The following is a 23101-nucleotide window of genomic DNA, read 5'->3' as shown; positions in this document are numbered from 1 at the left end:
AAGGGCCGTTTCGGTGTCCTCCCGCCCCGGCGTTGTGGTGAGGTCGGGGCCTCCCTGAACTTGGCCGGACGGTGGAGCGGATTGACGCGCCGTTTCCGCTGTCCGGCGCTTTTCGCGCGCCTCTCGCAGCGCCGCGATGGCCTGGCGCAGGGCAGTGCTGGGGCGGTAATCGGGAAAGCGTCGGGTCACCTGTCTTCTCCGGCTGGTCGCAATGGGTTTGCGGCTTTCGCCGCAGTTTGTCACGGCGCAGAGTTCGGGCGGGCTGCGCCATGACCGGCCGCCAGCTGCCCGCCAACGATTATGCCGCGCTCAAGGCCGCCACGCGCCAGCTGGTGACCCATGCCGGCGGCGCCGTGGCCGCCTCGGCCGTGACGCGGGGCGGGCACCAGAATATCGGCCGCTATGGTTCGGCGCAGCCCGACGATGGCGAGCGCTTCATGCCCGCCGATGTGATTGCCGATCTCGAAAGCGAATGCGGCCAGCCGGTGCTGACACGGGCGCTGGCCAAGCTCAGCGGGCACCTGCTGGTGCCGGAGCCGAGCGTGGTCAAATCCGGCACGGCGCTGGGGGCGATCACCGCCAGGGCGCTCAAGGAAACGTCCGATGTGTTCGTGGCGCTGGCCGAAGGCTGGGGCGACGGCCGGCTCTGCGCCGCCGATGCCGCGCGCGTCGAGGGTGAAATCGAAGAAGCCATCATCAAGCTCATGGCGCTGCGCTTCCAGGTGCAGGCCAGCGTGGAGGGGTTGGAATGAGTACGGGCGGGAATATCGCGCTGTCGATAGCGATCGACGCGGTGGCGCGGGAGATTTGGGGTGCAGGCAAAAGCCTCAACTTTACCGCAGTCCTCGAAGGTCTGGTGCTGCGTGGCTTTGGGCACCTGCCCATGGGCGAGCTCAAGACGGCTTTGCGCGAGAAGATCGCCGCTCTCCAGTCGGGAGATGCGCAATGAGCAGCTGGGCGCGGCCGGGGGCAAAGTGCGTGTGCGTCAAAGATGGTGGCTGGGGCTCTTCTCCTGGCGAAAAGGTGCCGGGGTATGGGCAGGTTTTGACGGTCCGCACTGTCGAAACGGTGTCCGGAGGCACTGGTTTAACCTTCGCAGAAATCATCAACGAACCGTATTCTTCAGCTATCGATGGCTATGGCGAGTGCTTGTTCAACTGCGTCTGGTTTCGCCCGCTTGTTGATCAGTCCGACGATGTCGCCCTCTTCACCCACCACCTCGACACGGTGGGAGAGCCGGCATGACCCAGCAGCTCGCTGTCTATGAGCATGCCAAGGAAGCGTTGGCCGCTGCCGTGCGCTTCGACGAGGTGACGCGCATCCATAGCGCCGCCGAACAGGCCAAGGCCTATGCCCGCATTGCCCGGGACCGCAAGTTGCAGGCCGACGCCGCCGAAATCGTGGCGCGCGCCGAACGCAAGCTGGGCATCATGCTGCGCGCCGCCAAGGATGATGGGCTGATGAGCCAGGGCGGGCGGCCGTCGGCGGAGCGCTCGAATGTGAGCGAGCCCGAAACCGGTGCCGAGGCGGAACCGGTTTTCGACAATACGCCCTTCACCCTGGCCGATATCGGTGTCGACAAGAAACTCTCCAGCCGCGCGCAAAAGGCGGCGGCGCTGGATGATGAGACATTCGAAAGCGCTGTCAGCGACACGCGCGAGAAGATCCTTGCGGCCGAGGCGCCAGTGGTCAGCCCGCCCAAGCCGAAAGTGGTCAAGCCGGTTGCCGAGGCCAAGGCGCTGGAGCCGCTGCCGCCCCGCAAATGGCATCAGTTCGCGTTTTCGGTGATTGCCCTGTGCATGGCCAGCGACCGGGTCGGCAGCGAGGCCATTCTCAAGCTGGGCGAATTCACCGGCATTCTCGAGCGCGATGGCGACACGGTGGATTTCACCAAGGAAGCCATCGAGGCGATGGGGAGCCTCGCCATGGCGGCGCTGCGGGCGCTGGATGGTGGCGAGGAACAGGATCAGGCCCGAGACGGCCGCAGGCTAACCGTAGTGACTGAAAACGTCTCACCAATTCTGCCGGAAGCGGCTGAACAGAGCGCGGCACCTTCACCGGACGCCGCAGCGGATGGCGGGCATGTTGAAGCTATGGTGGAGCAGCCGCCATCCGCACCCGATTTCGCGGCTAAGCTCGCCCTGCGAGAGGCCTATGAGGGTGAAGTGGCCCTATTGGCGGCGCGCAAGGGCAAGCTGAGCATGAAAGAGGCGGAGGCGGCGATGCGCGCCGGCTATGCGGCCGAAGTGCCGCTGGTGCTGATGGCGCAAGACCTCGGCCATCCGCATGGCACGATTGCCGGCTGGGCCAATCGGCTCGGCCTGACCAATGCCGCCCGCATGCTCGCCAACCAGAAGCGCTTCGGGGGCGAGGCATGAGACGCGCCCCGCAATATCATTCGCCGTCCATCCATCCGCGCGCGCAGCTCGACCCCTCCGGCGATCATCGCCTCCTGGTCGAGAACGAGGGCAGCCTGGTGCTGGCCGATTACGATCTGGGCCAGGTCGAGCAGCTGGAAAGGGCCATCGAGCAGTTCAAGCGGCTCGTGACCGTCACCGATGGCGGAAGGGATTTTCACAATCGCAGGATCGTGCCGATCGAGGTGGGGCGATGAGTGCTGCACAGGGAGAGCTACACAACGGGTTTGAGTTTGACGCCCTGGCGGGTGTGTTCAGGTGTCCGGATGCCTCCGGAAAACCGGACTTCTACGGTATCTTCGTCACCAAAAACATCTTCGTAATCGATCCAGATGTTTGCCTTCGCCGTGAGAAAAATATCGTCCAGTCGCTCATGCAGACCAGGATCGTCGTTGAGGTACAATTCGCCGAAGGAAAATGGCATAGATTGTGCGGCCGAAATGTCTGGCATTTGCATGCTGCCTTCCATCGAAAGTCTTATCGTTTCTGCGACTTCGCCTTCGGCATTTGTGCTGGTTTTCACTATCTTAAGCGTCCCACGGGCTCGCACCTTTTGCGCGGGCGACTGACCTGTATTTCGAACATCGACTGTGAATGTGAGGCTAGGCAAGAGGTCAGTCGCGATCAGGTTAGCATTCTCGACCACCAGATAGGCTCGGGTTTGTTTTTTGCCCACGGTGAGCGTGGCCTTAACCGCGTCTCTTGCGGCGTCTGCGCTTCGCCTGGCCTCATTGAGCGTATTGGCGACAAGCACCAATGTTGCCAGTCCGACGGCTGCCGCAGCGGCACTTGCAACGACCATCCACCAGGCAGAGGCAGCCATGCTGCGTTGGGTGGCCAGGTCCAGAGCCTCGGCGGTTGTGGCGCCAGTCGGTTCAATGTTCGTGCTCCAAGGCGCGCCCGGAGCAAAAGCAATAATGGCTATGCCTCCAAGAATTCCGCAGGCGAAGAACATAAGGTAGAGAGCGCTGCGCTCTATTCGCAGGCCAAAAATCCTCGGCTTCAAAGCAGCACCCCCCAGCTGATTGCACACACTCGCTGCGATACGGCGTCTTCGTCAATGGAGACGGCAGCATGAATATGCCCCTCCGCTACGAAGATTTTCTTGCCGCCAAGGTGGCCAGGGCGCCGGTTTCGGGTTTCATCGTCGAGAACGATGAGATCAATCCGCTGCTGAGCCCGCACCAGAAGGCCATGGTCAAATGGGCCTGCCTGGGCGGGCGGCGGGCGCTGTTCGCGGCCTTCGGGCTGGGCAAGACCTTTGTGCAGCTGGAAATCCTGCGCATTGTCGTCGCCCGTTTTGGCGGCAAGGGCCTGGTGGTGGCGCCCTTGGGTGTGCGCCGCGAATTTTTGGCCGATGCGCGGGCGCTGGCGACAGGCGAGCACCCGGCGGTGAGCGATGCGCAGCGGGCAGAATTGCGCGCCTGGGCGGATGGGCGGCCGGAGCGGGTGCCCAACCTGCGCTTTATCCGGGGCATCGAAGGCACGGCCGATGGCCAGCTCTATATCGCCAATTACGAGACGGTGCGTGACGGCAAGCTCGATCCGCGCGGTTTTACCGCCACCAGCCTCGACGAGGCTTCGGTATTGCGCGGTTTTGGCGGGACCAAGACCTTCCGCGAATTCATGCGGCTGTTCGACGGGGTGCGGTTCAAATTCGTCGCCACGGCCACGCCGAGCCCGAACGAATATATCGAGCTCCTGGCCTATTCGGCCTTCCTCGAAGTCATGGATGTCGGCCAGGCCAAGACGCGGTTCTTCAAGCGCAATAGCGAGAAGGCCGACAGCCTCACCATCCACCCGCACAAGCAGGAAGAGTTCTGGCTGTGGGTGGCCAGCTGGGGCCTGTTCGTGCAGAAACCCAGCGATCTCGGTTTTTCCGACGCAGGCTATGACCTGCCGCCGCTCGAGGTGCATTGGCACGAATTGCCGGCCGATCATGCATCGGCCGGGGTGGAGAAAAGCGGGCAGGGGCGCCTCTTGCGCAATGCGGCGGCCAGCCTCAGCGATGCGGCACGCGAAAAGCGCGACAGCCTTTCCATCCGCATCGCCAAGATGCTGGAGTTGCGCGCCATCGACCCGAAGGCGCACCGGATCATCTGGCATGATCTCGAGGCGGAGCGGCACGCCATCGAGGCGGCCATTCCCGGCATTGCCACGGTCTATGGCAGCCAGGACCTCGACGCCCGCGAAACCCTGTTGGCCGACTTTGCCGATGGGCGCCGGGCCGAGCTGGCCGGCAAGCCCAGCATGCTCGGCTCTGGCAGCAATTTCCAACGGCATTGCGCCTGGGAAATCTTTCTCGGGATCGGGTTCAAATTTAACGACCTGATCCAAGCCATTCATCGGTGCTACCGATTCCTGCAGACGCAAACCGTGCGCGTCGACCTCATCTATACCGAGGCCGAACGTCCCGTGCGCGACAGCCTGGAAGCGAAATGGCGCCGCCATAACGAGCAGGTGGCGATCATGACCTCAATCATCAAGGAATATGGGCTGACCTCGGCGGCCATGGCGCAGAGCCTGACCAGGGCGATGGGCGTGGAGCGGGTGGAGGTTCGCGGGGATAGCTATGTGCTGGTCAACAACGACTGCGTGCCCGAATGCGCCGGCATGGCGGAAAACGCGGTCGATCTGATCGTCACCTCGATCCCGTTCTCGACCCAGTACGAATATAGCCCCAACTATGCCGATTTCGGCCATACCGACGACAATGGCCACTTCTGGGCCCAGATGGATTACCTGATCCCGCAGCTGCTGCGGGTGCTGGCGCCGGGGCGGGTGGCGGCCATCCATGTGAAAGATCGCATCGTGCCGGGTGGCATGACCGGGCTGGGCTTTCAATCGGTCTATCCTTTCTCCGACGACTGCATCCGCGCCTTCACCAAGCATGGCTTTGCCTTCCTCAGTCGCAAGACCATCACCACCGACGTGGTGCGGGAGAACAACCAGACCTATCGGTTGGGCTGGACAGAGCAGTGCAAGGATGGCAGCCGCATGGGCAATGGCCTGCCCGAATATCTGCTGATCTTCCGCAAGCCCCCGACCGACAATTCCAATGGCTATGCCGACAAGCCGGTGGCCAAGGGCAAGCGCGAATGGAAGGCAGGGCACTGGACCGATAATGACGGCTATAGCCGCGCACGCTGGCAGCTCGATGCCCATGGCTATATGCCGGTGTCGGGCAATCGCCTGCTGACCGGCGACGAGCTGCGCAGCCTCGATGCCAATGTCATCTACAAGCTCTGGAAGGCCTACCAGCTCAACGCGGTCTATGACTTCGAACATCATGTGACCATTGCCGAAGAGCTCGAGCAGCACGGTTCGCTGCCCTCGACCTTCATGCTGCTGCCGCCCCATTCCAAGCATGACGATGTGTGGTCCGACGTGGCCCGCATGCTGTCGATGAACACGCTGCAGGCCCAGGCTGGCCGCGAAATGCATCTCTGCCCGCTGCAGTTCGACATCATCGACCGCTGCATCGCGCAATATTCCGAGCCGGGCGAGACAGTTTTCGATCCGTTCGGGGGGCTCATGAGCGTGCCCTATCGCGCGCTGAAACTGAAGCGGCGCGGCCGGGCCGTCGAGCTCAACCCCGGCTATTTCGTGGATGGCTGCGCCTATGTGAAGGCCATGGAAGACGAGCTGGCCATGCCGGATTTGTTCGGCGTGATGGAAATCGAACATCAGGAAGAGAAGGGAGAAGTGGCATGACCGGGCCATGGAAGCATGCGGGCGAGAAGCCGCAGATCGCAGAAGGCACGAAGCTGGCGGTGCTAATGCGTGGCACGAGCCTAGGTGAAAGTGCAGTCGTCGAGGTCGAGGGCTTCTATCTCAACGCCTATCGTTTGCACATGCGTGATGGCTGCGAGTGTTTCGAGGATGACAATATCCCTGACGCACTCGACCATGCCGAAAATGGCTGCCCATGGTTCGGCTTTCACATCGTCCAGGATGATCCCGATGGTGAGTTTGCCGAGCTTTATGTCGAGTTCGACGCCACAGAGTGGTGCAAGCGATGAGACTGCCCATGAAAACCATTCCCGGCATGTCGGTGCGCAGCGAGATCGATGCGCGCATCGAGGCGGCGCGGCTTGATGGGCTGGTCGAGGCCTATGAGGATGCGATCGGCTTCTTGAAGGCGCGGGGTCATATCGTGGCGGCCGACGAACTAGACCTGGCCACGCGCCGAAGCGGGGTGGCGGCGTGACAGTCTCCCATGCCCATCACGCTGCCCTGCAGCAGGCCATCGACCTGCTCGACCTCTCGCCCAATGAAGTGGCGTTTCACTATGTCCGCGCCGCGTTGGCGGCCGAAGGCGGCTGCATTTCCGCCACGGCTCGCCGCCTCGGCATTCACCGCCGCACGCTGCAGCGGATGCTGGGCAAGGCCAGGCCAAAGCCCAAGGTGAGGGCAGTCTTGTGAGCGATATCGGTCGCATCGAGGCGGAGCGGGCCGGGCGCCGGGGGGCATCGCGCAAGCGCGCACTGGCCGCCGTGGCAAAGATCATCCGCGACTATGAGGAAGGGCGCGGCGCCTCTGCCTGCATGGCCGATATCAAGGCGGCCATGGCCGGTCTGTCGAAGTGGGGAGGGCGGTGATGACCCTATCGCCCGAACTGATCGCGCTGCGCGACGACGCCATGCAGACCAGCTGTGAAAGCTGGGCGATCCGCAGACGCTGGAAGCTGGCGCCGGGGATCGACCGGGCCGGACCCTGCCCGGTCTGTGGTGGCACCGATCGCTTTGCCATCCACACCAAGAAGAACACCTTTTTGTGCCGGGGTTGCGGCATCAGCGGGTCGGGCGTGATCAAGCTGGTCGAGGCGACGGAAAGCGTCGGCTTCGTCGAGGCCTGCGAGATCGTCACCGGCCGCAAGGCCTCGGCTCCGCTCGATCCTGACCGGGCGCGGCAGATTGCCGAACAGAATGCCAGGGATGAGCAGCGCCGGGCCGACGAGGCGGCACGCTACCGGGAAGAGGCGCGACGGGATGGCTGGCGGATATTCTCCGAGGCCCGGGCCAATCATGGCCGCGACACTCTCGGCCGCTATCTCGCCTTGCGCGGCATCGGCTTTGACCTGATCGGCCGGCATGTGCCGATCGATGCGATCAAGCTCTGGGAGCATCCGCATTTGAAGCTGGTCGAGCATATGGGCGGGGCCTGGCAAACGGCATGGACCGGCCCGGCCATGATCGCCGCGGTGCAGCAGCCTGACGACAGGTTCGGCGCCAGCCATGCTACCTGGCTCGACCTCGACCAGCCGAAAGGCAAGGCCGTGCCGGGCAACAACACCGACACCGGCAAAGCCATTCCCTCCAAGAAGGTGCGCGGGGCCAAGAAGGGCGGAGCGATCAGGCTCTACACCCCGGATCGACCGCGCCGCATCGTCATGGGTGAAGGCATCGAAACCACGCTGACCGCGCTGGCCCACAATTTCGAGGCTGATACGGCCTATTGGGCCGGGGTCGATCTCGGCAATATGGCCGGCAAGGCCGCCCGCGATGCCGAAGGGCGCCAGCAGCATGGCCTGCCGGACCTCACGGATTGGGACTGTTTCTTGCCGCCCGACTGGGCCGAAGAGCTGGTCTATCTCTGCGACAGCGACGAGCCGGACAAGCGCACTGTGGAAAAGGTGACGCGCGGCCTGCTGCGCGCCCAGGCCTGGCGTGAACGCCGCCTGCAGGAGAACCCGGCGCTGTCGGTGCTGGACTGCTCATTCGTCGAGCCGATTGGCGACGGCAAAGACCTCAATGATTTGGTACGGGTGATTTTGTGAGGTCAGATTTCGAAAAAGTCGCGCACATGCCTCCATTCCCAAAAGGCGAGATTGGGGTAGTTGGTGAGATCGCCAGCTACTGCCGCGAATTTCTGTCGCTTGAATATGAAGTTGGCATCGCTATCGAGCAGTCTTTCCGGTTCGCGGAAAAATGCTGTGAAACAGGTGGCCATCACGAATGCCCATTCCAGGCCGTCGACTTCAAAGCCAAAATCGTCGTCGAGAGATGGAAGGGCAAAGCTGTCTTCGCGATTTTTTGCGTAAGCTTTGAGGCGTTGGATCATATCCCTAACGGTCTCTGCGAGCATGGGAGATACAGTCGCAAGTGCGACCAGATGGTCATCAAGCTTGTCGATTTCGCCGATTGTCGCCTGCCGTTCCTTTCGCCCCGCGGTATCTGCAATCGAGCGCAGCAGGATCTTGGTCCAATTCAGAGCATTGAGAGCTTCTGCGTATTTGGCTTTCTTTTCGCTATCGATTTGCCACTGGCGCTGAATGAAGAGCACCACGAGGGCGATCCCTGCGGCCCCGGAAGTGAACATGCCCGCCGCCAGGGTCTGATTGTCCCACACCCATTGAAAGGTGACCACGTCTGCGCCCGCCGTCATCAGGGCTCGGGCTGCACATGCGGCTTGCTGCAAGCTGTCGCAACTAGATCGGTGAACCCACACCACGATATAGGCGATCAACCAAGTAAAAGCGGCAAAGATTGCGATAGCCTTCCAGTGTTCACGCCAATGCAATGTAGCCTCCATGTCTGACGATACCGAAGACGACAAGTCCGATGCCGTCAAGAAGGCGGCTGCCAAGAAACGCACTGTCAAACTCGGTGTTATCGAGGGTGGCAAGGGCGCGGCATCGGCCGATAAGCCGGCGCGTAAGGCCAAGGCCAAAGAAGGTCCGCCGCCGGCTGATGCCGACGACCCTGGTCCGAGCGATGCCGATTTCATGGATGCCGACGATTTCGGCAGCAATGACGGGCTGGACGAAGCGTCTCGCATCGTGTCGCGCTGGTGCGCCGGGCTGGACCAGAACGATCGCGACAATGGCCGGCGCCTGGTAGCCTGGTTCGGCGAAAACCTGCGCTATGTGACCGGCCTCGGCTGGCTCTATTGGCGCGGCACCCATTGGCAGCGGGACGAGGCAGACCTCGATGTGCGGCTTTTGGCGCAGATGATCGTCGACAAGATCAAGCTCGAGGCCGTCGAGCTGGAGGCCAGCGAAAAGCAGAAGAAGATCTGCGCCCGCGCCGACGAGCTGTTGCGCAAGAAGGACGATCTCAGCGCGGCCGAGGAGCGGATCATCAAGACCGCGACCGAAGTCATGGCGGCCCTGGGCAAGCGCCGCTCGTCGCGGATCGCCTGGGCGGTAACCTCGGGCAATGCCGGCCGCACCAAGGCGATGCTGGAGCAGGCGCAATCGCTCAAATCCCTGCCGATCGACCGGCTCGATGCCGACGACATGAAGTTCAATGTCGCGAACGGCACGATCCGCTTCTGGAAGGAACTCGACCCGGACCAGCCGGAGGGCGGCACGCGCATGATCGGGGGCTATAGTTTCGAGCCGCATGATCGCGACGATCTCATCACCAAGATGGCCGATGTGTCCTATGACCCGGGCGCCAAGGCGCCATTCTTCCACGACACCTTTCTCGCCAAGGTGCAGCCGGAACAGCACTGGCGCACCTTCATTCAGGTGTCGACGGCGGTGGCGCTGCTGTTCGGCGGCAATGCGGCGCAGGTCATGTTTTATCACTATGGCAAGGGTGCGAACGGCAAGTCGGCCTTTTTCGAGCTGATCGGCCGCCTCGGCGGCAGCTACCGGCAGATCGCCTCGCCGGAATCGATCACCGGCGACGGGCAGCGCGCTGGCCAGCAGGCCAATCCCGACATTGCGCGCCTGCACAATGCGCGCCTGGTGACCATCGAAGAGCTGCCGAAAAACACGCCGCTCAAGGAGGAGCTGATCAAGGCGCTGACCGGCGGCACCAAGATCCTTGCACGTTTCCTCAACAAGGACTTCTTCGAGTTCATGCCAAAGTTTACCCCGATGCTCTCCGGCAATAACAAGCCGGCGATCACGGGGCAGGATGAAGGCATCTGGCGGCGCTTCCTGTTCGTGCTCTGGGGCGTCTATATCCCGACCGAGGAGCGGATGGACCCGGCAGAATTGGCGGCGCGGCTCGATGCGGAGCGGGCAGGGGTGCTCAACTGGCTGCTCGAGGGCGCCGTGATGTATCTCAGCAACGGGCTGAACTACTATACGCCGTCCGAGGCCAAGCAGTTCGCCCAGGAGCACCGGGAGGAGCGCGACAATGTCGGTGTGTTTGCCGATGTCGGCATCGAGAAGGTCGATCCTGCGCTCAATATGAAGGTGCAGGCCGGCGATCTCTACAAGGCTTATCTGCGCTGGTGCGAGGTCAACCAGCTCAAGCCGGCCAGCAATCGCAGCTTTGGCGACCGGCTCAACGATCTGGGCTTCCAGAAGAAGCGTTCCAATTTCTACTATTACACCGACATCAAGCTGAAAGAAGGCCTGGCCGGCACCGGCTACGCCAACACCCCGCCGCAGCGCGACCCGGACGACCCGGGGTACTGACCCGCCAACGGCCTGAAGCGGGGCAGAGGGTTAGAGCCTTCGCCCCGCGCCCCGCACCCCCTTTTTACAGAGAAGCGGCAGTCCCAACCCTCCCGCCGCTCACGCGGCGCGATAGAGGGTTGGGAGGTTTGCGGGAGGGTGAATGCAAAACTCCCGTTCTCAATTCAATAGCTAAATCAATGTCTTGGCCTGAAATTTAGAGGGTCGGGACTGTCTCGCGCACGTATAGTAAAGGGGGAAGGGGTGTGGGGTGTAGGATGGTGGATCGCGGCGGGAAAAGCAGCTCATGTGCTATTGGCAACCCTCCCAACTGTTCCACCCTCTCTAACACACTCATTTCGCTTCGCTTTCTCCGATAGAGGTTCCCATTCAAACCTCTACGGACTGTCCCAAGGGAGATTTGGCTATGCCAAAGGCCGTGGATGTAGAGGACTTGGTGGTCTGGGCCTTCCGCGACCAGAAGATCGAGGCGGTGGCGGCGCGGCTGGCAGGGCCAAGCGGCTTGCAGCCGTCGCCGGAGAGCAATCTGGCGCAGGTCTTGGCATTGGGGTGCAGGGTGCAGACATCGTCGGCCGGCGCGATGCATATGGCGGTGCAATGTCACGAGGATGCGGCGGTCATCTATGACGCGGTGATGGCGCTGCCGGCAGAGGCGACCATGCTGCTGATCCGCCATGGTCGAAACGGGACGCGGCCCGATTGGATCGAGGATGGTCCTGGCCGCTGGGTCTGCCAGGTCGACAAGGCTGGCAACCCCAAGAAGCTCTATATCGACCCGCATGCCAAGCGCGGCTTCATAGGCTATGCGCGGCCGGTGCTCGAGGGGAACGATCCGGCCGAAGTCGAGGAGGCGCGTCGGGCTTACGATGTCTGGCGCTATGCGCTTGTCGATCTGGTGCCGCTGCTCAATGCCGAAATGGTCGACCACGAGGCGCTTTTGCCAGCCGTTGCGGTCCGGCCGTGGGAATTTGCAGAAGGGGCATTGACGGTTCCGCAAAAATTGACGTAGCTTCACCACAACAAATCAGGTCTTGAGACAGGCGCATCGGGCAACCGGAGCGCCTTTTGCGTTTCTGGGGTGCGGGATGGGCAGGCTCAAGACGTTGCCCGCGCGCGTCCAGCCGATGGCGCCGCGCATTGGCTATGCCAGTGGCGACGAGAAGGCCGGTGACAAGGCGCGCAACGATGCCGCGCCGTGGCGCGCCTGGTATCGCACCAAACGCTGGCGAGACCTGCGCATCGCGGTGTTCGCCCGTGACGGCTTCAAGTGCCAGCGGACCGGCCAGCTGGTCATCGGCAAGCACCCTGCGCCCGACAGCCCTGTGGCCAACCACAAGCGCCCGCATCGCGGTGACCCGGCGCTGTTCTGGGACATGAACAACATCGAGACCGTGGCCAAGTCGGTCCACGACAAGCTCATCCAGGCCGAAGAGCAGTCCATCCCCACCGGCCGCTGGGACTGACCAGCGACGGGGAGGGGGGGGCGGAAGTCTGGACCCGCCTGGGGCCGCTGACCGGCTTGGGGGTCATGTGGAGATTTTTTTTTGATGGCGCAGGATTTTGACCTGCTCGGCGATCCAATTCCGGAAGGATTTGGCAAGCGCGGGCGGCCGGCGCATGTGCCGACCGACGAAAAACGTAGGCTTGTCATGGCCTTACAGGCGTTTGACTGGTCGATAGAGAAGATTGCCGCCGCGCTGTCGATCACGCCACCCACTTTGCGGAAGAATTATTTTCGCGAGCTGAAGTCGCGGGCAGAGGCAAGAGCAAGGGCGGATGCCAAGCTGATCGCCGCCCTGCTCGATCAGGTCGATGCCGGCAACGTCGCCGCGATCAAGGAGATGTCGCGGCGCTTCGACAAGCACGACCTGGACCAGCTGGCCGAGGTGATCAAGAACCGTGGTCATCAGACCCGGCCGCCAGCAGAGGTGAAGAAGGGCAAGAAGGAGATGGCGGAAGAGGTCGCGGCCGGTGTAACCGGGCTCTTCGCTCCTCCGTCACCGCCGGAGCGGTTGAACTGATGCTGGACTGGTCGACGGCTTGCCCGGACTGGGAGACCCGGATCGTCGAGCGGCAATCGCTGGTGCCGTTTGAGCCGCTGTTTCCCGACGAGGCAGACGCTGCGCTTGCCGTGTTCAAGTCGCTGCGTATCGTGGACGTGCCCGGTATGCCGACCTTCGGGGAGGCATGCGAGCCGTTCGTTTTCGATTTCGTGCGGGCGATCTTCGGCGCTTATGAGCATGCGGAGATGACCCGTCATATCGCCGAGTTCTTCCTCCTGATCAGCAAGAAGAACGCGAAATCTACCATCGCCGCCGGCATCATGGTGACGGCGCTGATCCGAAACTGGCGGTTCGATGCGGAGCTCCTGATCTTGGCGCCGACGCTGGAAGTCGCGAACAATAGCTATAAGCCCGCGGCTGCAATGATCCGGGCAGATGCTGAACTGTCCAAGATCCTGAAGCCTGTCGACCACCAGAAAACGATCAAGCACCTGGTGACGCGGGCTGAGTTGAAAGTTGTCGCGGCGGACACGAACACAGTCGCCGGCAAGAAGGCGGGATTTGTGCTGATCGACGAGCTTTGGCTATTCGGCAAAATGGCCGGCGCTGCAGCGATGCTGGAAGAGGCCACCGGTGGGCTGGTGTCAAAGTCGGAAGGGTTCGTGATCTACCTTTCGACCCATAGCGACGAGGCACCATCCGGGGTGTTCAAGGATCGGCTGGAATATTTTCGCGACGTTCGTGATGGCGTCATCGCGGACAAGCGGTCCTTTGGCATGCTGTTCGAGTGGCCGCAGGCCATGCTCGACAGCGAAGCCTATCTCGACCCCGAAAACTTCTATGTCACCAACCCCAATATTGGTCGCTCGGTTCGGCGATCATGGCTCGAGGACAAGCTACGCAAGGTTTTGCGCGGCGAAGGGGAGGTAGGAGAAGACAAGCAGACATTTCTAGCCAAGCACCTCAATGTCCAGATCGGGCTGAAGCTGCGGCGGGATCGCTGGGCCGGTGCGGCCTATTGGGAGGCTGCAGAACAGTCCGGGTTGGACCTCGATGAGATCATCGAGCGATCGGATGTCGCTGTCGTCGGTATTGATGGGGGCGGCCTCGACGACCTGCTGGGCCTGGGTGTGATCGGCCGGGACAGGAACACCCGTGAATGGCTGCATTGGGGCCATGCCTGGGCACAGACCGATGCTCTCAAACAGCGCAAGGAAATCGTGACTTTGCTTCGCGATTTCGAGGCGTGCGGGGAACTGACCATTTGTCAGCACCCGACGCAGGATATCCAAGAGGTCGCCGACATCGTCGAGCGGCTGAAGGATGCCGGCCTGCTGCCGGAAAAGGGCGCCGTTGGTTTGGACCCGATGGGCGTGACCGCCATGGTCGACGAGCTATCGGGTCGGGGCATCGGCGACGAGCAGATGGCGGCGGTCTCCCAGGGCTATAAGCTCTCCGGAGCGGTATGGGGCGTCGAGCGGAAGCTCAAGGATGGGACGTTCTGGCATTGCGGTCAGAAGCTGATGGCCTGGGCTGTCGGCAATGCCAAGACCGAGCAGCGCGGTAATGCGGTGCTGATCACCAAGCAGGCGGCCGGCAAGGCCAAGATCGATCCGCTGATTGCGGTTTTTAATGCGGCCCAGTTGATGAGCCGGAACCCGGAAGCAATGGGTGGCGGCGTGTCTGTTTACGAGCAGCTTGCCTTGCAAAGAGCTGCTGAGGAGGCGCAATGAATTGGTTCGGTCGTGTCCTCAACCGCATCACAGGCTGGGATCGCCCCTCGGAAACCCGCGTCTACTCGCTGGGCAAGACGGATGCAGGCATCTATGTCGATGCCGACAATGCCCTGAAGAATGCGACGGTATGGGCTTGCGTTCAGTACCTAACCCGGACGGTAGCGCAACTGCCTTGGCACGTTATGACCAAGGACGCGAACGGCAATGCGGTCGTCTCTTCTGGCCATCAGGTTGACCGGCTGCTGAACACCCGGCCGTGCCCAGATATGAGCGCGTTCTCTTGGCGCCAGTCGATGCTGATGAATATCCTGTTGCGCGGCAACGCGTATGCAGAAATCGAGCGCGACAATCGAAACATGCCGTATGCGCTTTGGCCGATCCATCCCGATCGGGTGACGGTGCTTCGCGCAGAAGATGGGGCGCTTCAGTATGAGGTCACCGGCCGGGCAGGGTCGACCATCCTGAACGCCGAAGACATGTTTCATGTCCGCGGTCTCGGTGATGGCCCTGTTGGCTACAGCGTGATCTCGTATGCTGCACAGTCGATTGGCTGGGCAAAGGCGACGGAAGTTTTCGGCTCAACGTTCTTTGGCCAGGGAATGAACCCCAGTGGGGTAGTCACGACGAAGAAGGCACTGTCAGTTCCGGCGCTCGAAGAGCTCAAGGCCAGCTTCAAGCGGCTATATAGTGGACCCAAGGGCGACCGGACGGTTATTCTCGATGCTGACATGGACTTCAAGCCGCTGACGCTGGAGGCGAACAAGTCTCAGTTCATCGAAACTCGCCAGCATCAGGTCGAAGAGATCTGCCGCTGGTTCGGGGTGCCCCCACACAAAGTCATGCACCTGTTGCGCTCGACCTTCTCGAACATCGAACACCAGTCGATCGAAGTCGTCGTCGACAGCATCACGCCTTGGATCAGAGTTTTCGAGCAGGAAGCCGATTACAAGCTTTTCGGCGCCAATCGTCAGGGACTGTACACGAAGGTTTCGGTGCAGGCGCTGATGCGCGGCGACAATGACAGCCGCATGAAATTCTACAAGGGCTTGCTCGATCTGGGCGTCCCGCTGAACCGCATTCTGGCGCTCGAGGACATGAACGGCATTGGCCCCGACGGCGATGTCAGCCTCGTTTCCCAGCAGGTTCAGGTGTTGGGGCGTCTCATCCGTGGCGAAGACCCAGCCACCACCAGCACAGACCAGCCGACCGACCACTCCGACACAAGCCCGCAGCCGCAAGCCAATGGAGTTCCGCATGGCATCGTCCTCAACCGCGCTCAGCCTCGTTCTGAATGACGCTGGCACGAAAGTGCCAAGCGGTTTCAGTATCAAGGCCAAGGGCAAAGAAGCCGAAATCATGCTCTACGGCGATGTCGGAGATTCATGGTTCGGCGGCGTCACGGCGAAGCAGTTTGCTGATGATCTGAAGGCGGCCGGGAACGTCGATACGATCCGCCTGCGCATCAACAGCCCTGGCGGTGATGTCTTTGATGGCCTGACGATTTACCGGCTTCTCGTCGACCACAAGGCAAAGGTCATCGTGCATATCGACGGCCTTGCCGCTTCGATTGCGTCGGTAATCGCCATGGCCGGTGAGGAAATCCACATCAGCGAATCCGGCTTCCTGATGATCCACAATGCCTGGGGCTTCGCCATGGGCGACAGCGAGGACATGCGGACCATGGCTGGGCTGCTCGATCGCACCACACAGAGCATCCGTGACGTCTACATCGCCCGCACCGGCAAGACCGAGGCTGAGATCAAGAACTGGATGGACGTCGAGACCTGGTTCACTGCGCAGGAAGCCGTTGACAATGGTTTTGCGACTGATGTGGCCGACAATATGCGGCTCGCAGCGCGTTTCGACCCGGCAAAGCATCGGTTCAACAAGGCGCCGGCAGCTTTGGCCGGGACGCCCAACATGGATGCGGCGCGGTCACGGATCGCGACGATGAAGCTCAAGCATCAGGCAGGCAAAGCCGCCTGATCACATAGAGATTCTGCTGGCACGGTGCCGGCAGTGAGGTGGCCAACCGGCCACGGCCAACGGCTCGCTTCGGCGGGCCATTTTCTTAGGAGTATAGACATGGGTAAGCACTTCACGGTGCCGTCCAGCGTCTTGGCCGTGCTGGCCATTGGCGCACTTCCCTACGGCTTCGGCATGTTTGCCGATGGCCCGACCGACGCGACCATTGATGCGCATCGCGATCGTCAGCAGGCGCTGATGGAATCGTCCCAGGCTATTCTGGCCCGGGCGGAAAGCGAAAGCCGCGATCTGACCAACCAGGAGCAGACCGAAATCGAAGGTCTGACCAACGAGTTCGACGACCTCGAGCGCCAGATCGAACTGCGCAATCGCGTCAACACCCAGAATGCGATGCTGACTGCTCCGCGTGGCCGTCAGACCGATCCCGACGACAATGCGGACACTGTCGACCAGCCGAACAATTCCGCTGGGCAGCGGCCGAGCAATGCGGCTACGCGTGGCACCGCGCGCCCTGTTCCGGCTCAGCCGGCGGCTACTGCTCGCGGCACCAATGGCTTCCGTCACCTCGGCGAATTCGCCAATGCAGTTCGCCAGGCGTCCCAGCGTGGTGGCGACATGGACCCCCGTCTGCGTAATGCTGCGGTATCGACCTATGGCAATGAAGGCACTGGTGCCGACGGCGGTTTCGCAGTTCCGGCCGACTTCCGCACCGAAATCTTGGCTCCGGTCTTCAATGAAGACAGCCTTCTGGCCATGACCGATCGTCTGCAGTCGAGCTCGAACACGATCACGCTGCCGACAGACTCGACCACTCCCTGGCAGACCTCCGGCGGCATCCAGTCCTACTGGACGGCCGAAGCTGGTGTGAAGCAGCAGAGCAAGCCTGCTCTCGGCGAAACCACGCTGAAGCTGCACACTCTGGCCACTCTCGTGCCGGTCACCGAAGAACTGCTTGAAGATGCGCCTGCAATGGGCGCCTATCTGAACCGGAAAGCTCCGGAAAAGATGGACTTCAAGGTATCCGACGCGATCGTGCGCGGTACTGGCGTTGGCATGCCGCTCGGGTTCCTCAATTCGCCCGCTCTGGTGACCGTTGCCGCCGAGGCCGGCCAGACGGCCGACACCGTCAATGTGACCAATCTGGCGAAGATGTGGGGCCGTCTGCCCGTGTCCTCGCGCCGCACTGCGGTGTGGCTGATGCACCCGGACGTCGAAGCTACCCTGCCGCTGATGAGCCTGGCCAACCAGCCGGTCTATCTGCCTCCCGGCGGCGTCTCCGGCAACATGTATGGCACCCTCTGGGGCCGTCCGGTGATCCCGCATCAGGTTGCGGAAACCATCGGCGATCTTGGCGATGTGATGCTGGTTGACCTCGCCCAGTATCTGACGGTCACCAAGACCGGCGGCGGCCGCGATGCCAACGGCATCAAGTCCGATGTGTCGATCCATCTCTGGTTCGACCAGGACATGGTGGCGTTTCGCTTCACCATGCGGGTTGCCGGCCAGCCGTGGTGGCCGTCGGCTATCGCGCAGCGCGACGGCGCGAACGCCCAGTCGCCTTACATCACCCTCGCTTCCCGCTAAGCGATCAGCGCGCCGGGATGAATCGGCGCGTCTCCCCTTTCACCCTCGCCTAATGGGCGCTTGGAGTTTTCCATCATGGGTTACCTCAACAACCTCCTCGCGGAGGATACGCAGATCGTGACGGCAATCGTCCCGGTCGATTCTCAGGCTGCTGCCAACAATGGCGATTGGGTGTCGCTCAAGAATTACGAGCGCTGCACCATCGTGCTGATGAAGGCGGCCGGTGTGGCCGGCGATGACCCGGTTATCACAGTGCGTCAGGCCAAGGATGTGTCGGGCACCGATGCCAAGGCGCTGAACTTTACCCGCATCGACGCCAAGGTTGGTGTCCAGACTGGTATCGGCACTTTCACGACCGTCACGCAGGCTGCGGCCAATACCTATACCGACGCGGCCAGTGCTGAGGCTCAGGGGCTGTTCCTGATCGAGTTCGATGCTGAAGATCTCGACGTCAACAATGGCTTCGACTGCATTCAGCTCCAGGTTCCTGATACTGGTTCTGCGGGCTCGCAGCTGATCGCCGCACTCTACATCCTGCGCGGCGCCAAGTTCGCTGGCGCTGCTGCCGCAAGCGCGATCGTCGACTGATAGGGCGGGGCTCCGGCCCCGCTTTCCCTTTTCTCATTCATTGAGGTTGGCGCCATGCGCATCCGGTTCCTTTCTACCCAGATTTATGAAGCCGCGCCTGGCAAGGGCCCGACCTTTGAGGCCGGTTCCATTCTCGCCAGCGAAGATGTCCGCGAAAAACTCGGCCTGCAGCAGGATCCGACCGACGAATGGCTTCAGGCCTTCATGAATCGCTGGCTGCAGCGTGGCGTGGCGGTTGTAGTTGATGCGTCCAATGATGATCCCGTGGGGGACGACATTTCGGCGGCGGACAGCAATGTTGCAGCGGAGCTTGGTGCGCTTACCCGCCCGCAGCTTGACGCTCTGGCCGCCAAGCGAGGGGTGGATGTTTCTGCGGCCCGCAACAAGGGTGATGTGATCGCTACCCTGATAGCTGCCGATATGAAGGAAAAGCACCTTGACGACATGACGGTGGACGAGCTCAAGGCTTTTGCTGCGAAAAAGTCCATCGACATCTCTTCCGCTACCGATGTGGCTGGCATATTGGCCGCGCTTAAGGCCGCTGCTTAATTATGGCCGTTCGTCGCCTCTCCGGTCCCGCACCTATTGTCACGTCTGACGATGTCCCCAGCGAGCAAGGCGCATCCCACGCAGGGGTGATTGCGCTGATCGCCGCCGTGCAGGCTGGGATTGATGGACCGACCGGATGGCTGGGGCGGTCGCTGGGCGAGCAGGAGCTGGAGTATTCGCTGCCTCGGTTCTCACGCGTCATTCGACTGCCCTATGAGCCAGTCATCGATATTGTCAGCGTCGTCTATCGAGACGCAGATGGTGTCGAGCAGGTGGTGGATGAGAGCCACTATCGCCTGTCGGGTGGAAACCGGTGCCAGTTCGGAACCGGTTTTGCGCTGCCTCAAACCGAATGCTCGGCCGATGCGGTGACGATCACCTATAAGGCTGGTTATGCAGCCGAAGATGTTCCGGCGAACGCAAAGCAGGCCGTGATCATTGGTGTGCAGCAGCTCAAGGCCATGGGCGCGCAAAGCCTCTATCTTCGCCAGGAGGATGTCGAGGGCGTCGGCTCTACGGTTTACACGGTGTCCGAGGCGGCCACCCAAGCGGTGAAGGCTGCAACCGACATGCTGCTGCAGCCGCTTAGGGTGTACTGGATATGACCCCCGACCAAGCGATCGGGATGCTGGATCGGCAGATTGACCGTCATGGCAGCGCGGTGCGGATTGAGCGTGGCGGGGTGCCGCACGAGGTACGGGGGTTCCCGCGCCAGTACAAGCCGGACGAGATCAGCGAGGGGATCATGCAGGGCGATAGTCAGGTGGTGATTTCGCCCAGTGGTCTTGTCGGCTCGGCATTTGCAGCGGAGCCGCCGCATCGGGGCGATTTCGTGGTGATGTTCGGCCGGCGCCGTCATGTGGAGAATGTCGAGCTGGTCTATGTGGCCGACGTGCTGGTGCGGCTCAATATGCAGGTGCGCGGATGAGAGTTTCGACCAAGGTCGAGCCGATTGCGCGCGACATCGCTTTCATCGTTGCCCAAGACCTGTCGCCGGAGGCGCGCAGCCGGGCGCTGGCAGACTATGCCGGCGAGCAGATTGCCGAGGCCGATCGGCAGAACCGGGCGGCGCTCGGCACGGCGGTGCATCGGGAAGTGTTCGTCGATGGGCGGCGTGCGGCCGCACTGACCAGCGTGCGGCCGGATGGCGTGATCGTGGCCGAGTTCGACCTGGTCAATGACGCGCTCGAGTGGATCGGCCGGCAGCTGGTGCTGACATCGCCGGTCCTGACCGGCGCCTATGCGCGCAATCATGTGATGTTTGCCGATGGCACTGAAGTGACCAGCAAGATCCCGGATGCGGCGGAGTATATCTTCGTCAACATGCTGCCCTATGCCCGCAAGATCGAAGCCGGGCTGTCCGATCAGGCACCCGATGGCGTCTATCAGGCCGTGGCCGTGGTGGCCGCGCGGCGGTTCGGCAATGTTGCGCGGGTGCTGTTCGGCTATCGGACGGTTGCCGGAAGCCGGTCCAACAAGTCGGCCGAGCGGCAGCCGGCGATTATCGTGCGGCTGGGGAGGTAGGGATGGCGCAAGCTGCCGTGGTGGCCGCCTTTGCGGCCAGGCTCAGTTCGTGGGCGCAGATCGGCCTCTGCCCGATCATCGACGAGAATACAGGTGGCCAGGTGCCGGCCGATGGCTCGCCATACATGGTGATGCAGTTTCCGTTCTCGGAATCGGTCCGCGCGTCGTTCGGGGCGCCGGGCAACAATATCTATCGCGAAGAGGGAGCGGCGCGGCTGGTGCTGCATGTCCAGCGTGGCAGCGGCACCGAGGAGGCGCGCGCCTGGGCTGACAGCCTTGCCAGCCATTTTCGCGGCAAACACTTCGACGGGGTCGAGACCTTCGCTCCCAGCTCCGCCGATAGCGGCAACAGCAATGGCCTTTATTTCGTGGTGGCGATTGCGGTTCCTTACAGGTTCGACATCACCGGCTGAGCCGGCAAACCCTTCATCTCAGGAGAATTGACATGGCTTTTGCGTCGGGAAGCGGTGTGCGCGTTGCTGCCATTGCCGAAACCGCCTTCGGTGTTACCCCGGCCACGCCGGCCTTCCAGACCATCCGCAGCAGCAATGGCGGTCTGCGCACGCAGAAATCGACCGGCACCAGCAATGAGCGCCAGGCCGACCGCAATGTGCGCGACGAATTCGAACTGGGCCAGGACGTGACCGGCTCCTACGATTTCGAGCTGACCTATGGCACCTTCGACTTTCTGCTCGAGGGGCTGATGTTCGGCGCCTGGGACAATGATGTGCTGAAGAACGGCATCACGCCAAAATCCTTCACCTTCGAAGAAACCTATGAGATGGGCGCGACCGATGTGTTTCGCCGTTTCGCCGGCTGCATGATCAATACGATGTCGCTGTCGATCGGCGCGCGCGCGGCCATTACCGGCTCGTTCGGCATTATGGGCCGCGCAGAAACGGTGGCGGAAGCGATTGTTGCGGGTGCGACCTATCTCGACCCGACCGACACGCCGGTCTCGACCGCCTCGGCCAATGTGGCGGCCCTGTCGATCGGCAGCATCACGCCGGCCCCGGTGGTGCGCAGCCTGACGCTGGAGATCAGCAACAATCTGCGCACCCGCCCTGCGGTCGGCACCAAGTTCAGCCATGAGTTCGGGGCCGGCCGGTTCGACGTGAGCGGCACGCTGGAATGCTATTTCCAGAGCAAGGCACTGTACCAGGCCTGCCTCGACCATGGCCTTGCCGACCTGACGCTGCAGGTCGGCAATGCCAGCGGCGACAAGTACCAGTTCGACATCGACAAGCTGCGGCTTGGCGATGGGAATGTCACGGCTGGGGGCAATGACGACGACATCATGGTGTCGATCCCCTATCGCGGCCTGCTTGGGGCTGATGACTGCACGCTGATGATCACCCGCGAAGTGGCCTGACGGCCATGAAACGCGTCGAAATTGCCGTCGGGTTTACCGGCTATCCCAACGGCAAAAGACGGCATTTCGCCAAGGGCGAAACGCCGATCCTGGCCGATGCCTATGCCGACCTGGTGGTCGGCAAGGGGCATGGCGCCATCCGGCCGGAGCAACAGAACGAGCCGGCCGAAGGGGCCGGCGAAAAGGACACTTCCCATGAAAATGAACAGCCTCAAGACTGATCTGGCCAAGGCCGAAGCGGGCATCTGGATCGGCGACATACCGGATTTTCCCGGTGTCGAACTGAAGGTGCGCCCGCAGGGCAATCCGGATTACCGCGTGCTCTACCAGCGGCTGATCCAGACGGTGCCCCGCGGCAAGAAGCGGGCAGGCGCCATCACCGATCCCGAGATGAAGGCGCAGGTGGATGGACGCTGCCTTGCCGATACCATTCTCGTCGATTGGAAGGGGTTCGAGGACGACGACAACAAGCCGCTGGCCTATTCGCCTGAGCTGGCTAAGCAGCTGCTGAGCGAAGTGGATATGCAGGCGCTGCGCGATGCCGTGGTCTGGGCTGCCGGCGTCGCCGAAGAAGAGGCCCGCGTCTCCCTGGAGGATGACGCAAAAAACTCGAAGCCGCGCTCGTCTGGCAGCTCGACTGGGCAGACAAGCTAGAATGGCTTGAAGACCTCGAGGCGGAGACTGGCGAGACGCCAAAGGCGCTGGCCAACCGCCCCGAGATGGAAATGCATCTGCAATTCGCCTGGTCGGCGTGGTGGGAAGTCCATACCGACCGGCCGATGGGCATGGGCGTCGGGCCGGTGCCTTTCACTGCGCTCGACGCCTATGCCGCCCGTTTCGGTGTGACCGGCACCGATGATTTCGAGGCCTTCCGGTTCCTCATCCGCAGCCTGGATGGGGTCTATCTCAAATGGGTCGCAGAGCGATCCAAAACCAAACCTCAATCTGGCCGCTAGACGGCTTCC

30 protein-coding genes and 1 pseudogene are annotated in these 23101 nt (G+C 62.2%); 29 read left to right on the top strand and 2 right to left on the bottom strand.

Going from position 1 to position 23101, the window contains the following annotated elements; genetic code table 11:
- Positions 1 to 269: 269 nt before the first annotated feature.
- Genes BGO80_RS01095 through BGO80_RS01075 form a run of 5 tightly spaced genes read left to right on the top strand, consistent with a single transcriptional unit; the run spans position 270 to position 2614 of the window.
- Positions 270 to 752: a phage regulatory CII family protein gene (locus BGO80_RS01095; RefSeq protein ID WP_286718292.1), complete on the top strand. Its 483-nt coding sequence runs from the start codon at positions 270 to 272 to the stop codon at positions 750 to 752.
- Positions 749 to 949: a hypothetical protein gene (locus BGO80_RS01090; RefSeq protein WP_286718290.1), complete on the top strand. Its 201-nt coding sequence runs from the start codon at positions 749 to 751 to the stop codon at positions 947 to 949. The genes BGO80_RS01095 and BGO80_RS01090 overlap by 4 nt, the downstream gene beginning before the upstream one ends.
- On the top strand, positions 946 to 1245 hold the full coding sequence (locus BGO80_RS01085) for a hypothetical protein (protein ID WP_286718288.1): 300 nt from the start codon (positions 946 to 948) through the stop codon (positions 1243 to 1245). Before BGO80_RS01090 ends, BGO80_RS01085 begins: the two co-directional genes overlap by 4 nt.
- On the top strand, positions 1242 to 2378 hold the full coding sequence (locus tag BGO80_RS01080; protein ID WP_286718285.1) for a hypothetical protein: 1137 nt from the start codon (positions 1242 to 1244) through the stop codon (positions 2376 to 2378). The genes BGO80_RS01085 and BGO80_RS01080 overlap by 4 nt, the downstream gene beginning before the upstream one ends.
- The gene (locus BGO80_RS01075) at positions 2375 to 2614 is read left to right on the top strand and encodes a hypothetical protein (RefSeq protein ID WP_286718282.1); all 240 of its coding nucleotides are present in this window, start codon (positions 2375 to 2377) and stop codon (positions 2612 to 2614) included. Before BGO80_RS01080 ends, BGO80_RS01075 begins: the two co-directional genes overlap by 4 nt.
- A 17-nt stretch (positions 2615 to 2631) precedes the next feature.
- On the opposite strand, the gene BGO80_RS01070 is transcribed toward BGO80_RS01075, so the two are convergent.
- Positions 2632 to 3423 (bottom strand): hypothetical protein, encoded by a 792-nt coding sequence (locus BGO80_RS01070; RefSeq protein WP_286718274.1) that lies wholly within the window; start codon positions 3421 to 3423, stop codon positions 2632 to 2634.
- A 68-nt stretch (positions 3424 to 3491) separates the two neighbouring features.
- Here BGO80_RS01070 and BGO80_RS01065 point away from each other — a divergent pair, with 68 nt between their 5' ends.
- Genes BGO80_RS01065 through BGO80_RS01040 form a run of 6 tightly spaced genes read left to right on the top strand, consistent with a single transcriptional unit; the run spans position 3492 to position 8196 of the window.
- Entirely contained in the window at positions 3492 to 6131 is a 2640-nt protein-coding gene (locus BGO80_RS01065) for a DNA methyltransferase (protein ID WP_286718272.1), read from the top strand.
- Positions 6128 to 6439: a hypothetical protein gene (locus BGO80_RS01060; protein WP_286718269.1), complete on the top strand. Its 312-nt coding sequence runs from the start codon at positions 6128 to 6130 to the stop codon at positions 6437 to 6439. Before BGO80_RS01065 ends, BGO80_RS01060 begins: the two co-directional genes overlap by 4 nt.
- Positions 6440 to 6447: 8 nt before the next feature.
- Entirely contained in the window at positions 6448 to 6627 is a 180-nt protein-coding gene (locus BGO80_RS01055) for a hypothetical protein (protein WP_286718267.1), read from the top strand.
- Positions 6624 to 6842 carry a helix-turn-helix domain-containing protein gene (locus BGO80_RS01050; RefSeq protein WP_286718264.1) on the top strand — a complete coding sequence of 73 codons (219 nt, stop codon included), beginning with the start codon at positions 6624 to 6626 and terminating at the stop codon, positions 6840 to 6842. Before BGO80_RS01055 ends, BGO80_RS01050 begins: the two co-directional genes overlap by 4 nt.
- Complete coding sequence (locus BGO80_RS01045; RefSeq protein ID WP_286718261.1) at positions 6839 to 7018, top strand: hypothetical protein; 180 nt, start codon at positions 6839 to 6841, stop codon at positions 7016 to 7018. Before BGO80_RS01050 ends, BGO80_RS01045 begins: the two co-directional genes overlap by 4 nt.
- On the top strand, positions 7018 to 8196 hold the full coding sequence (locus tag BGO80_RS01040; RefSeq protein ID WP_286718258.1) for a DUF7146 domain-containing protein: 1179 nt from the start codon (positions 7018 to 7020) through the stop codon (positions 8194 to 8196). The genes BGO80_RS01045 and BGO80_RS01040 overlap by 1 nt, the downstream gene beginning before the upstream one ends.
- 2 nt (positions 8197 to 8198) lie before the next feature.
- On the opposite strand, the gene BGO80_RS01035 is transcribed toward BGO80_RS01040, so the two are convergent.
- Entirely contained in the window at positions 8199 to 8939 is a 741-nt protein-coding gene (locus BGO80_RS01035) for a hypothetical protein (protein ID WP_286718256.1), read from the bottom strand.
- A 10-nt stretch (positions 8940 to 8949) separates the two neighbouring features.
- Here BGO80_RS01035 and BGO80_RS01030 point away from each other — a divergent pair, with 10 nt between their 5' ends.
- The 18 genes and pseudogenes from BGO80_RS01030 to BGO80_RS00945 all read left to right on the top strand — a co-directional run.
- The gene (locus BGO80_RS01030) at positions 8950 to 10794 is read left to right on the top strand and encodes a DNA primase family protein (RefSeq protein WP_286718255.1); all 1845 of its coding nucleotides are present in this window, start codon (positions 8950 to 8952) and stop codon (positions 10792 to 10794) included.
- A gap of 406 nt (positions 10795 to 11200) precedes the next feature.
- Positions 11201 to 11803, top strand: coding sequence for a hypothetical protein (locus BGO80_RS01025; protein WP_286718252.1), 603 nt, complete (start codon positions 11201 to 11203; stop codon positions 11801 to 11803).
- Between the two features lie 94 nt (positions 11804 to 11897).
- Positions 11898 to 12257 carry an HNH endonuclease gene (locus BGO80_RS01020; protein ID WP_286718250.1) on the top strand — a complete coding sequence of 120 codons (360 nt, stop codon included), beginning with the start codon at positions 11898 to 11900 and terminating at the stop codon, positions 12255 to 12257.
- An 84-nt stretch (positions 12258 to 12341) separates the two neighbouring features.
- Positions 12342 to 12815 carry a helix-turn-helix domain-containing protein gene (locus BGO80_RS01015; protein ID WP_286719585.1) on the top strand — a complete coding sequence of 158 codons (474 nt, stop codon included), beginning with the start codon at positions 12342 to 12344 and terminating at the stop codon, positions 12813 to 12815.
- A complete protein-coding gene (locus BGO80_RS01010; protein WP_286718247.1) occupies positions 12815 to 14530 on the top strand; it encodes a terminase large subunit in 1716 nt (571 codons plus the stop codon). The genes BGO80_RS01015 and BGO80_RS01010 overlap by 1 nt, the downstream gene beginning before the upstream one ends.
- Positions 14527 to 15828 (top strand): phage portal protein, encoded by a 1302-nt coding sequence (locus BGO80_RS01005; RefSeq protein WP_286718245.1) that lies wholly within the window; start codon positions 14527 to 14529, stop codon positions 15826 to 15828. Before BGO80_RS01010 ends, BGO80_RS01005 begins: the two co-directional genes overlap by 4 nt.
- Positions 15776 to 16519: a head maturation protease, ClpP-related gene (locus BGO80_RS01000; protein ID WP_286718242.1), complete on the top strand. Its 744-nt coding sequence runs from the start codon at positions 15776 to 15778 to the stop codon at positions 16517 to 16519. Before BGO80_RS01005 ends, BGO80_RS01000 begins: the two co-directional genes overlap by 53 nt.
- A gap of 99 nt (positions 16520 to 16618) precedes the next feature.
- Positions 16619 to 18103: a phage major capsid protein gene (locus BGO80_RS00995; protein ID WP_286718239.1), complete on the top strand. Its 1485-nt coding sequence runs from the start codon at positions 16619 to 16621 to the stop codon at positions 18101 to 18103.
- A 75-nt stretch (positions 18104 to 18178) separates the two neighbouring features.
- Entirely contained in the window at positions 18179 to 18691 is a 513-nt protein-coding gene (locus tag BGO80_RS00990; protein WP_286718236.1) for a hypothetical protein, read from the top strand.
- Between the two features lie 54 nt (positions 18692 to 18745).
- On the top strand, positions 18746 to 19240 hold the full coding sequence (locus BGO80_RS00985; protein WP_286718233.1) for a hypothetical protein: 495 nt from the start codon (positions 18746 to 18748) through the stop codon (positions 19238 to 19240).
- A 2-nt stretch (positions 19241 to 19242) separates the two neighbouring features.
- Positions 19243 to 19845, top strand: a complete 603-nt coding sequence (locus BGO80_RS00980; protein ID WP_286718231.1) for a head-tail connector protein — start codon at positions 19243 to 19245, stop codon at positions 19843 to 19845.
- Positions 19842 to 20168, top strand: a complete 327-nt coding sequence (locus BGO80_RS00975) for a hypothetical protein (RefSeq protein ID WP_286718229.1) — start codon at positions 19842 to 19844, stop codon at positions 20166 to 20168. Before BGO80_RS00980 ends, BGO80_RS00975 begins: the two co-directional genes overlap by 4 nt.
- Positions 20165 to 20764 carry a hypothetical protein gene (locus tag BGO80_RS00970; RefSeq protein ID WP_286718226.1) on the top strand — a complete coding sequence of 200 codons (600 nt, stop codon included), beginning with the start codon at positions 20165 to 20167 and terminating at the stop codon, positions 20762 to 20764. The genes BGO80_RS00975 and BGO80_RS00970 overlap by 4 nt, the downstream gene beginning before the upstream one ends.
- A gap of 2 nt (positions 20765 to 20766) precedes the next feature.
- Positions 20767 to 21177, top strand: a complete 411-nt coding sequence (locus tag BGO80_RS00965; protein ID WP_286718223.1) for a phage tail terminator-like protein — start codon at positions 20767 to 20769, stop codon at positions 21175 to 21177.
- A 32-nt stretch (positions 21178 to 21209) separates the two neighbouring features.
- A complete protein-coding gene (locus BGO80_RS00960; protein ID WP_286718220.1) occupies positions 21210 to 22136 on the top strand; it encodes a phage tail tube protein in 927 nt (308 codons plus the stop codon).
- A 5-nt stretch (positions 22137 to 22141) separates the two neighbouring features.
- On the top strand, positions 22142 to 22357 hold the full coding sequence (locus BGO80_RS00955; protein ID WP_286718217.1) for a hypothetical protein: 216 nt from the start codon (positions 22142 to 22144) through the stop codon (positions 22355 to 22357).
- Complete coding sequence (locus BGO80_RS00950; protein WP_286718214.1) at positions 22332 to 22790, top strand: phage-derived protein YdaY family protein; 459 nt, start codon at positions 22332 to 22334, stop codon at positions 22788 to 22790. Before BGO80_RS00955 ends, BGO80_RS00950 begins: the two co-directional genes overlap by 26 nt.
- A 29-nt stretch (positions 22791 to 22819) precedes the next feature.
- Positions 22820 to 23092 (top strand): annotated as a pseudogene (locus BGO80_RS00945) (phage tail assembly chaperone); the annotation flags it as partial.
- Positions 23093 to 23101: the final 9 nt, after the last annotated feature.

Source organism: Devosia sp. 63-57 (genome assembly GCF_001899045.1).
In the GTDB taxonomy this organism is placed as follows: Bacteria; Pseudomonadota; Alphaproteobacteria; order Rhizobiales; family Devosiaceae; genus Devosia; species Devosia equisanguinis.
The sequence above is the reverse complement of the archived record's forward strand: the minus strand, read 5'-3'. Positions and strand labels throughout refer to the sequence as shown.

What these genes read in the sequence shown, in the direction of transcription:
- BGO80_RS01095 (WP_286718292.1), top strand. Translation starts at nt 270, where the DNA reads ATGACCGGCCGCCAGCTGCCCGCCAACGATTATGCCGCGCTCAAGGCC.
- BGO80_RS01090 (WP_286718290.1), top strand. Translation starts at nt 749, where the DNA reads ATGAGTACGGGCGGGAATATCGCGCTGTCGATAGCGATCGACGCGGTG.
- BGO80_RS01085 (WP_286718288.1), top strand. Translation starts at nt 946, where the DNA reads ATGAGCAGCTGGGCGCGGCCGGGGGCAAAGTGCGTGTGCGTCAAAGAT.
- BGO80_RS01080 (WP_286718285.1), top strand. Translation starts at nt 1,242, where the DNA reads ATGACCCAGCAGCTCGCTGTCTATGAGCATGCCAAGGAAGCGTTGGCC.
- BGO80_RS01075 (WP_286718282.1), top strand. Translation starts at nt 2,375, where the DNA reads ATGAGACGCGCCCCGCAATATCATTCGCCGTCCATCCATCCGCGCGCG.
- BGO80_RS01065 (WP_286718272.1), top strand. Translation starts at nt 3,492, where the DNA reads ATGAATATGCCCCTCCGCTACGAAGATTTTCTTGCCGCCAAGGTGGCC.
- BGO80_RS01060 (WP_286718269.1), top strand. Translation starts at nt 6,128, where the DNA reads ATGACCGGGCCATGGAAGCATGCGGGCGAGAAGCCGCAGATCGCAGAA.
- BGO80_RS01055 (WP_286718267.1), top strand. Translation starts at nt 6,448, where the DNA reads ATGAAAACCATTCCCGGCATGTCGGTGCGCAGCGAGATCGATGCGCGC.
- BGO80_RS01040 (WP_286718258.1), top strand. Translation starts at nt 7,018, where the DNA reads ATGACCCTATCGCCCGAACTGATCGCGCTGCGCGACGACGCCATGCAG.
- BGO80_RS01030 (WP_286718255.1), top strand. Translation starts at nt 8,950, where the DNA reads ATGTCTGACGATACCGAAGACGACAAGTCCGATGCCGTCAAGAAGGCG.
- BGO80_RS01025 (WP_286718252.1), top strand. Translation starts at nt 11,201, where the DNA reads ATGCCAAAGGCCGTGGATGTAGAGGACTTGGTGGTCTGGGCCTTCCGC.
- BGO80_RS01015 (WP_286719585.1), top strand. Translation starts at nt 12,342, where the DNA reads ATGGCGCAGGATTTTGACCTGCTCGGCGATCCAATTCCGGAAGGATTT.
- BGO80_RS01010 (WP_286718247.1), top strand. Translation starts at nt 12,815, where the DNA reads ATGCTGGACTGGTCGACGGCTTGCCCGGACTGGGAGACCCGGATCGTC.
- BGO80_RS01005 (WP_286718245.1), top strand. Translation starts at nt 14,527, where the DNA reads ATGAATTGGTTCGGTCGTGTCCTCAACCGCATCACAGGCTGGGATCGC.
- BGO80_RS01000 (WP_286718242.1), top strand. Translation starts at nt 15,776, where the DNA reads ATGGAGTTCCGCATGGCATCGTCCTCAACCGCGCTCAGCCTCGTTCTG.
- BGO80_RS00995 (WP_286718239.1), top strand. Translation starts at nt 16,619, where the DNA reads ATGGGTAAGCACTTCACGGTGCCGTCCAGCGTCTTGGCCGTGCTGGCC.
- BGO80_RS00990 (WP_286718236.1), top strand. Translation starts at nt 18,179, where the DNA reads ATGGGTTACCTCAACAACCTCCTCGCGGAGGATACGCAGATCGTGACG.
- BGO80_RS00985 (WP_286718233.1), top strand. Translation starts at nt 18,746, where the DNA reads ATGCGCATCCGGTTCCTTTCTACCCAGATTTATGAAGCCGCGCCTGGC.
- BGO80_RS00980 (WP_286718231.1), top strand. Translation starts at nt 19,243, where the DNA reads ATGGCCGTTCGTCGCCTCTCCGGTCCCGCACCTATTGTCACGTCTGAC.
- BGO80_RS00975 (WP_286718229.1), top strand. Translation starts at nt 19,842, where the DNA reads ATGACCCCCGACCAAGCGATCGGGATGCTGGATCGGCAGATTGACCGT.
- BGO80_RS00970 (WP_286718226.1), top strand. Translation starts at nt 20,165, where the DNA reads ATGAGAGTTTCGACCAAGGTCGAGCCGATTGCGCGCGACATCGCTTTC.
- BGO80_RS00965 (WP_286718223.1), top strand. Translation starts at nt 20,767, where the DNA reads ATGGCGCAAGCTGCCGTGGTGGCCGCCTTTGCGGCCAGGCTCAGTTCG.
- BGO80_RS00960 (WP_286718220.1), top strand. Translation starts at nt 21,210, where the DNA reads ATGGCTTTTGCGTCGGGAAGCGGTGTGCGCGTTGCTGCCATTGCCGAA.
- BGO80_RS00955 (WP_286718217.1), top strand. Translation starts at nt 22,142, where the DNA reads ATGAAACGCGTCGAAATTGCCGTCGGGTTTACCGGCTATCCCAACGGC.
- BGO80_RS00950 (WP_286718214.1), top strand. Translation starts at nt 22,332, where the DNA reads ATGAAAATGAACAGCCTCAAGACTGATCTGGCCAAGGCCGAAGCGGGC.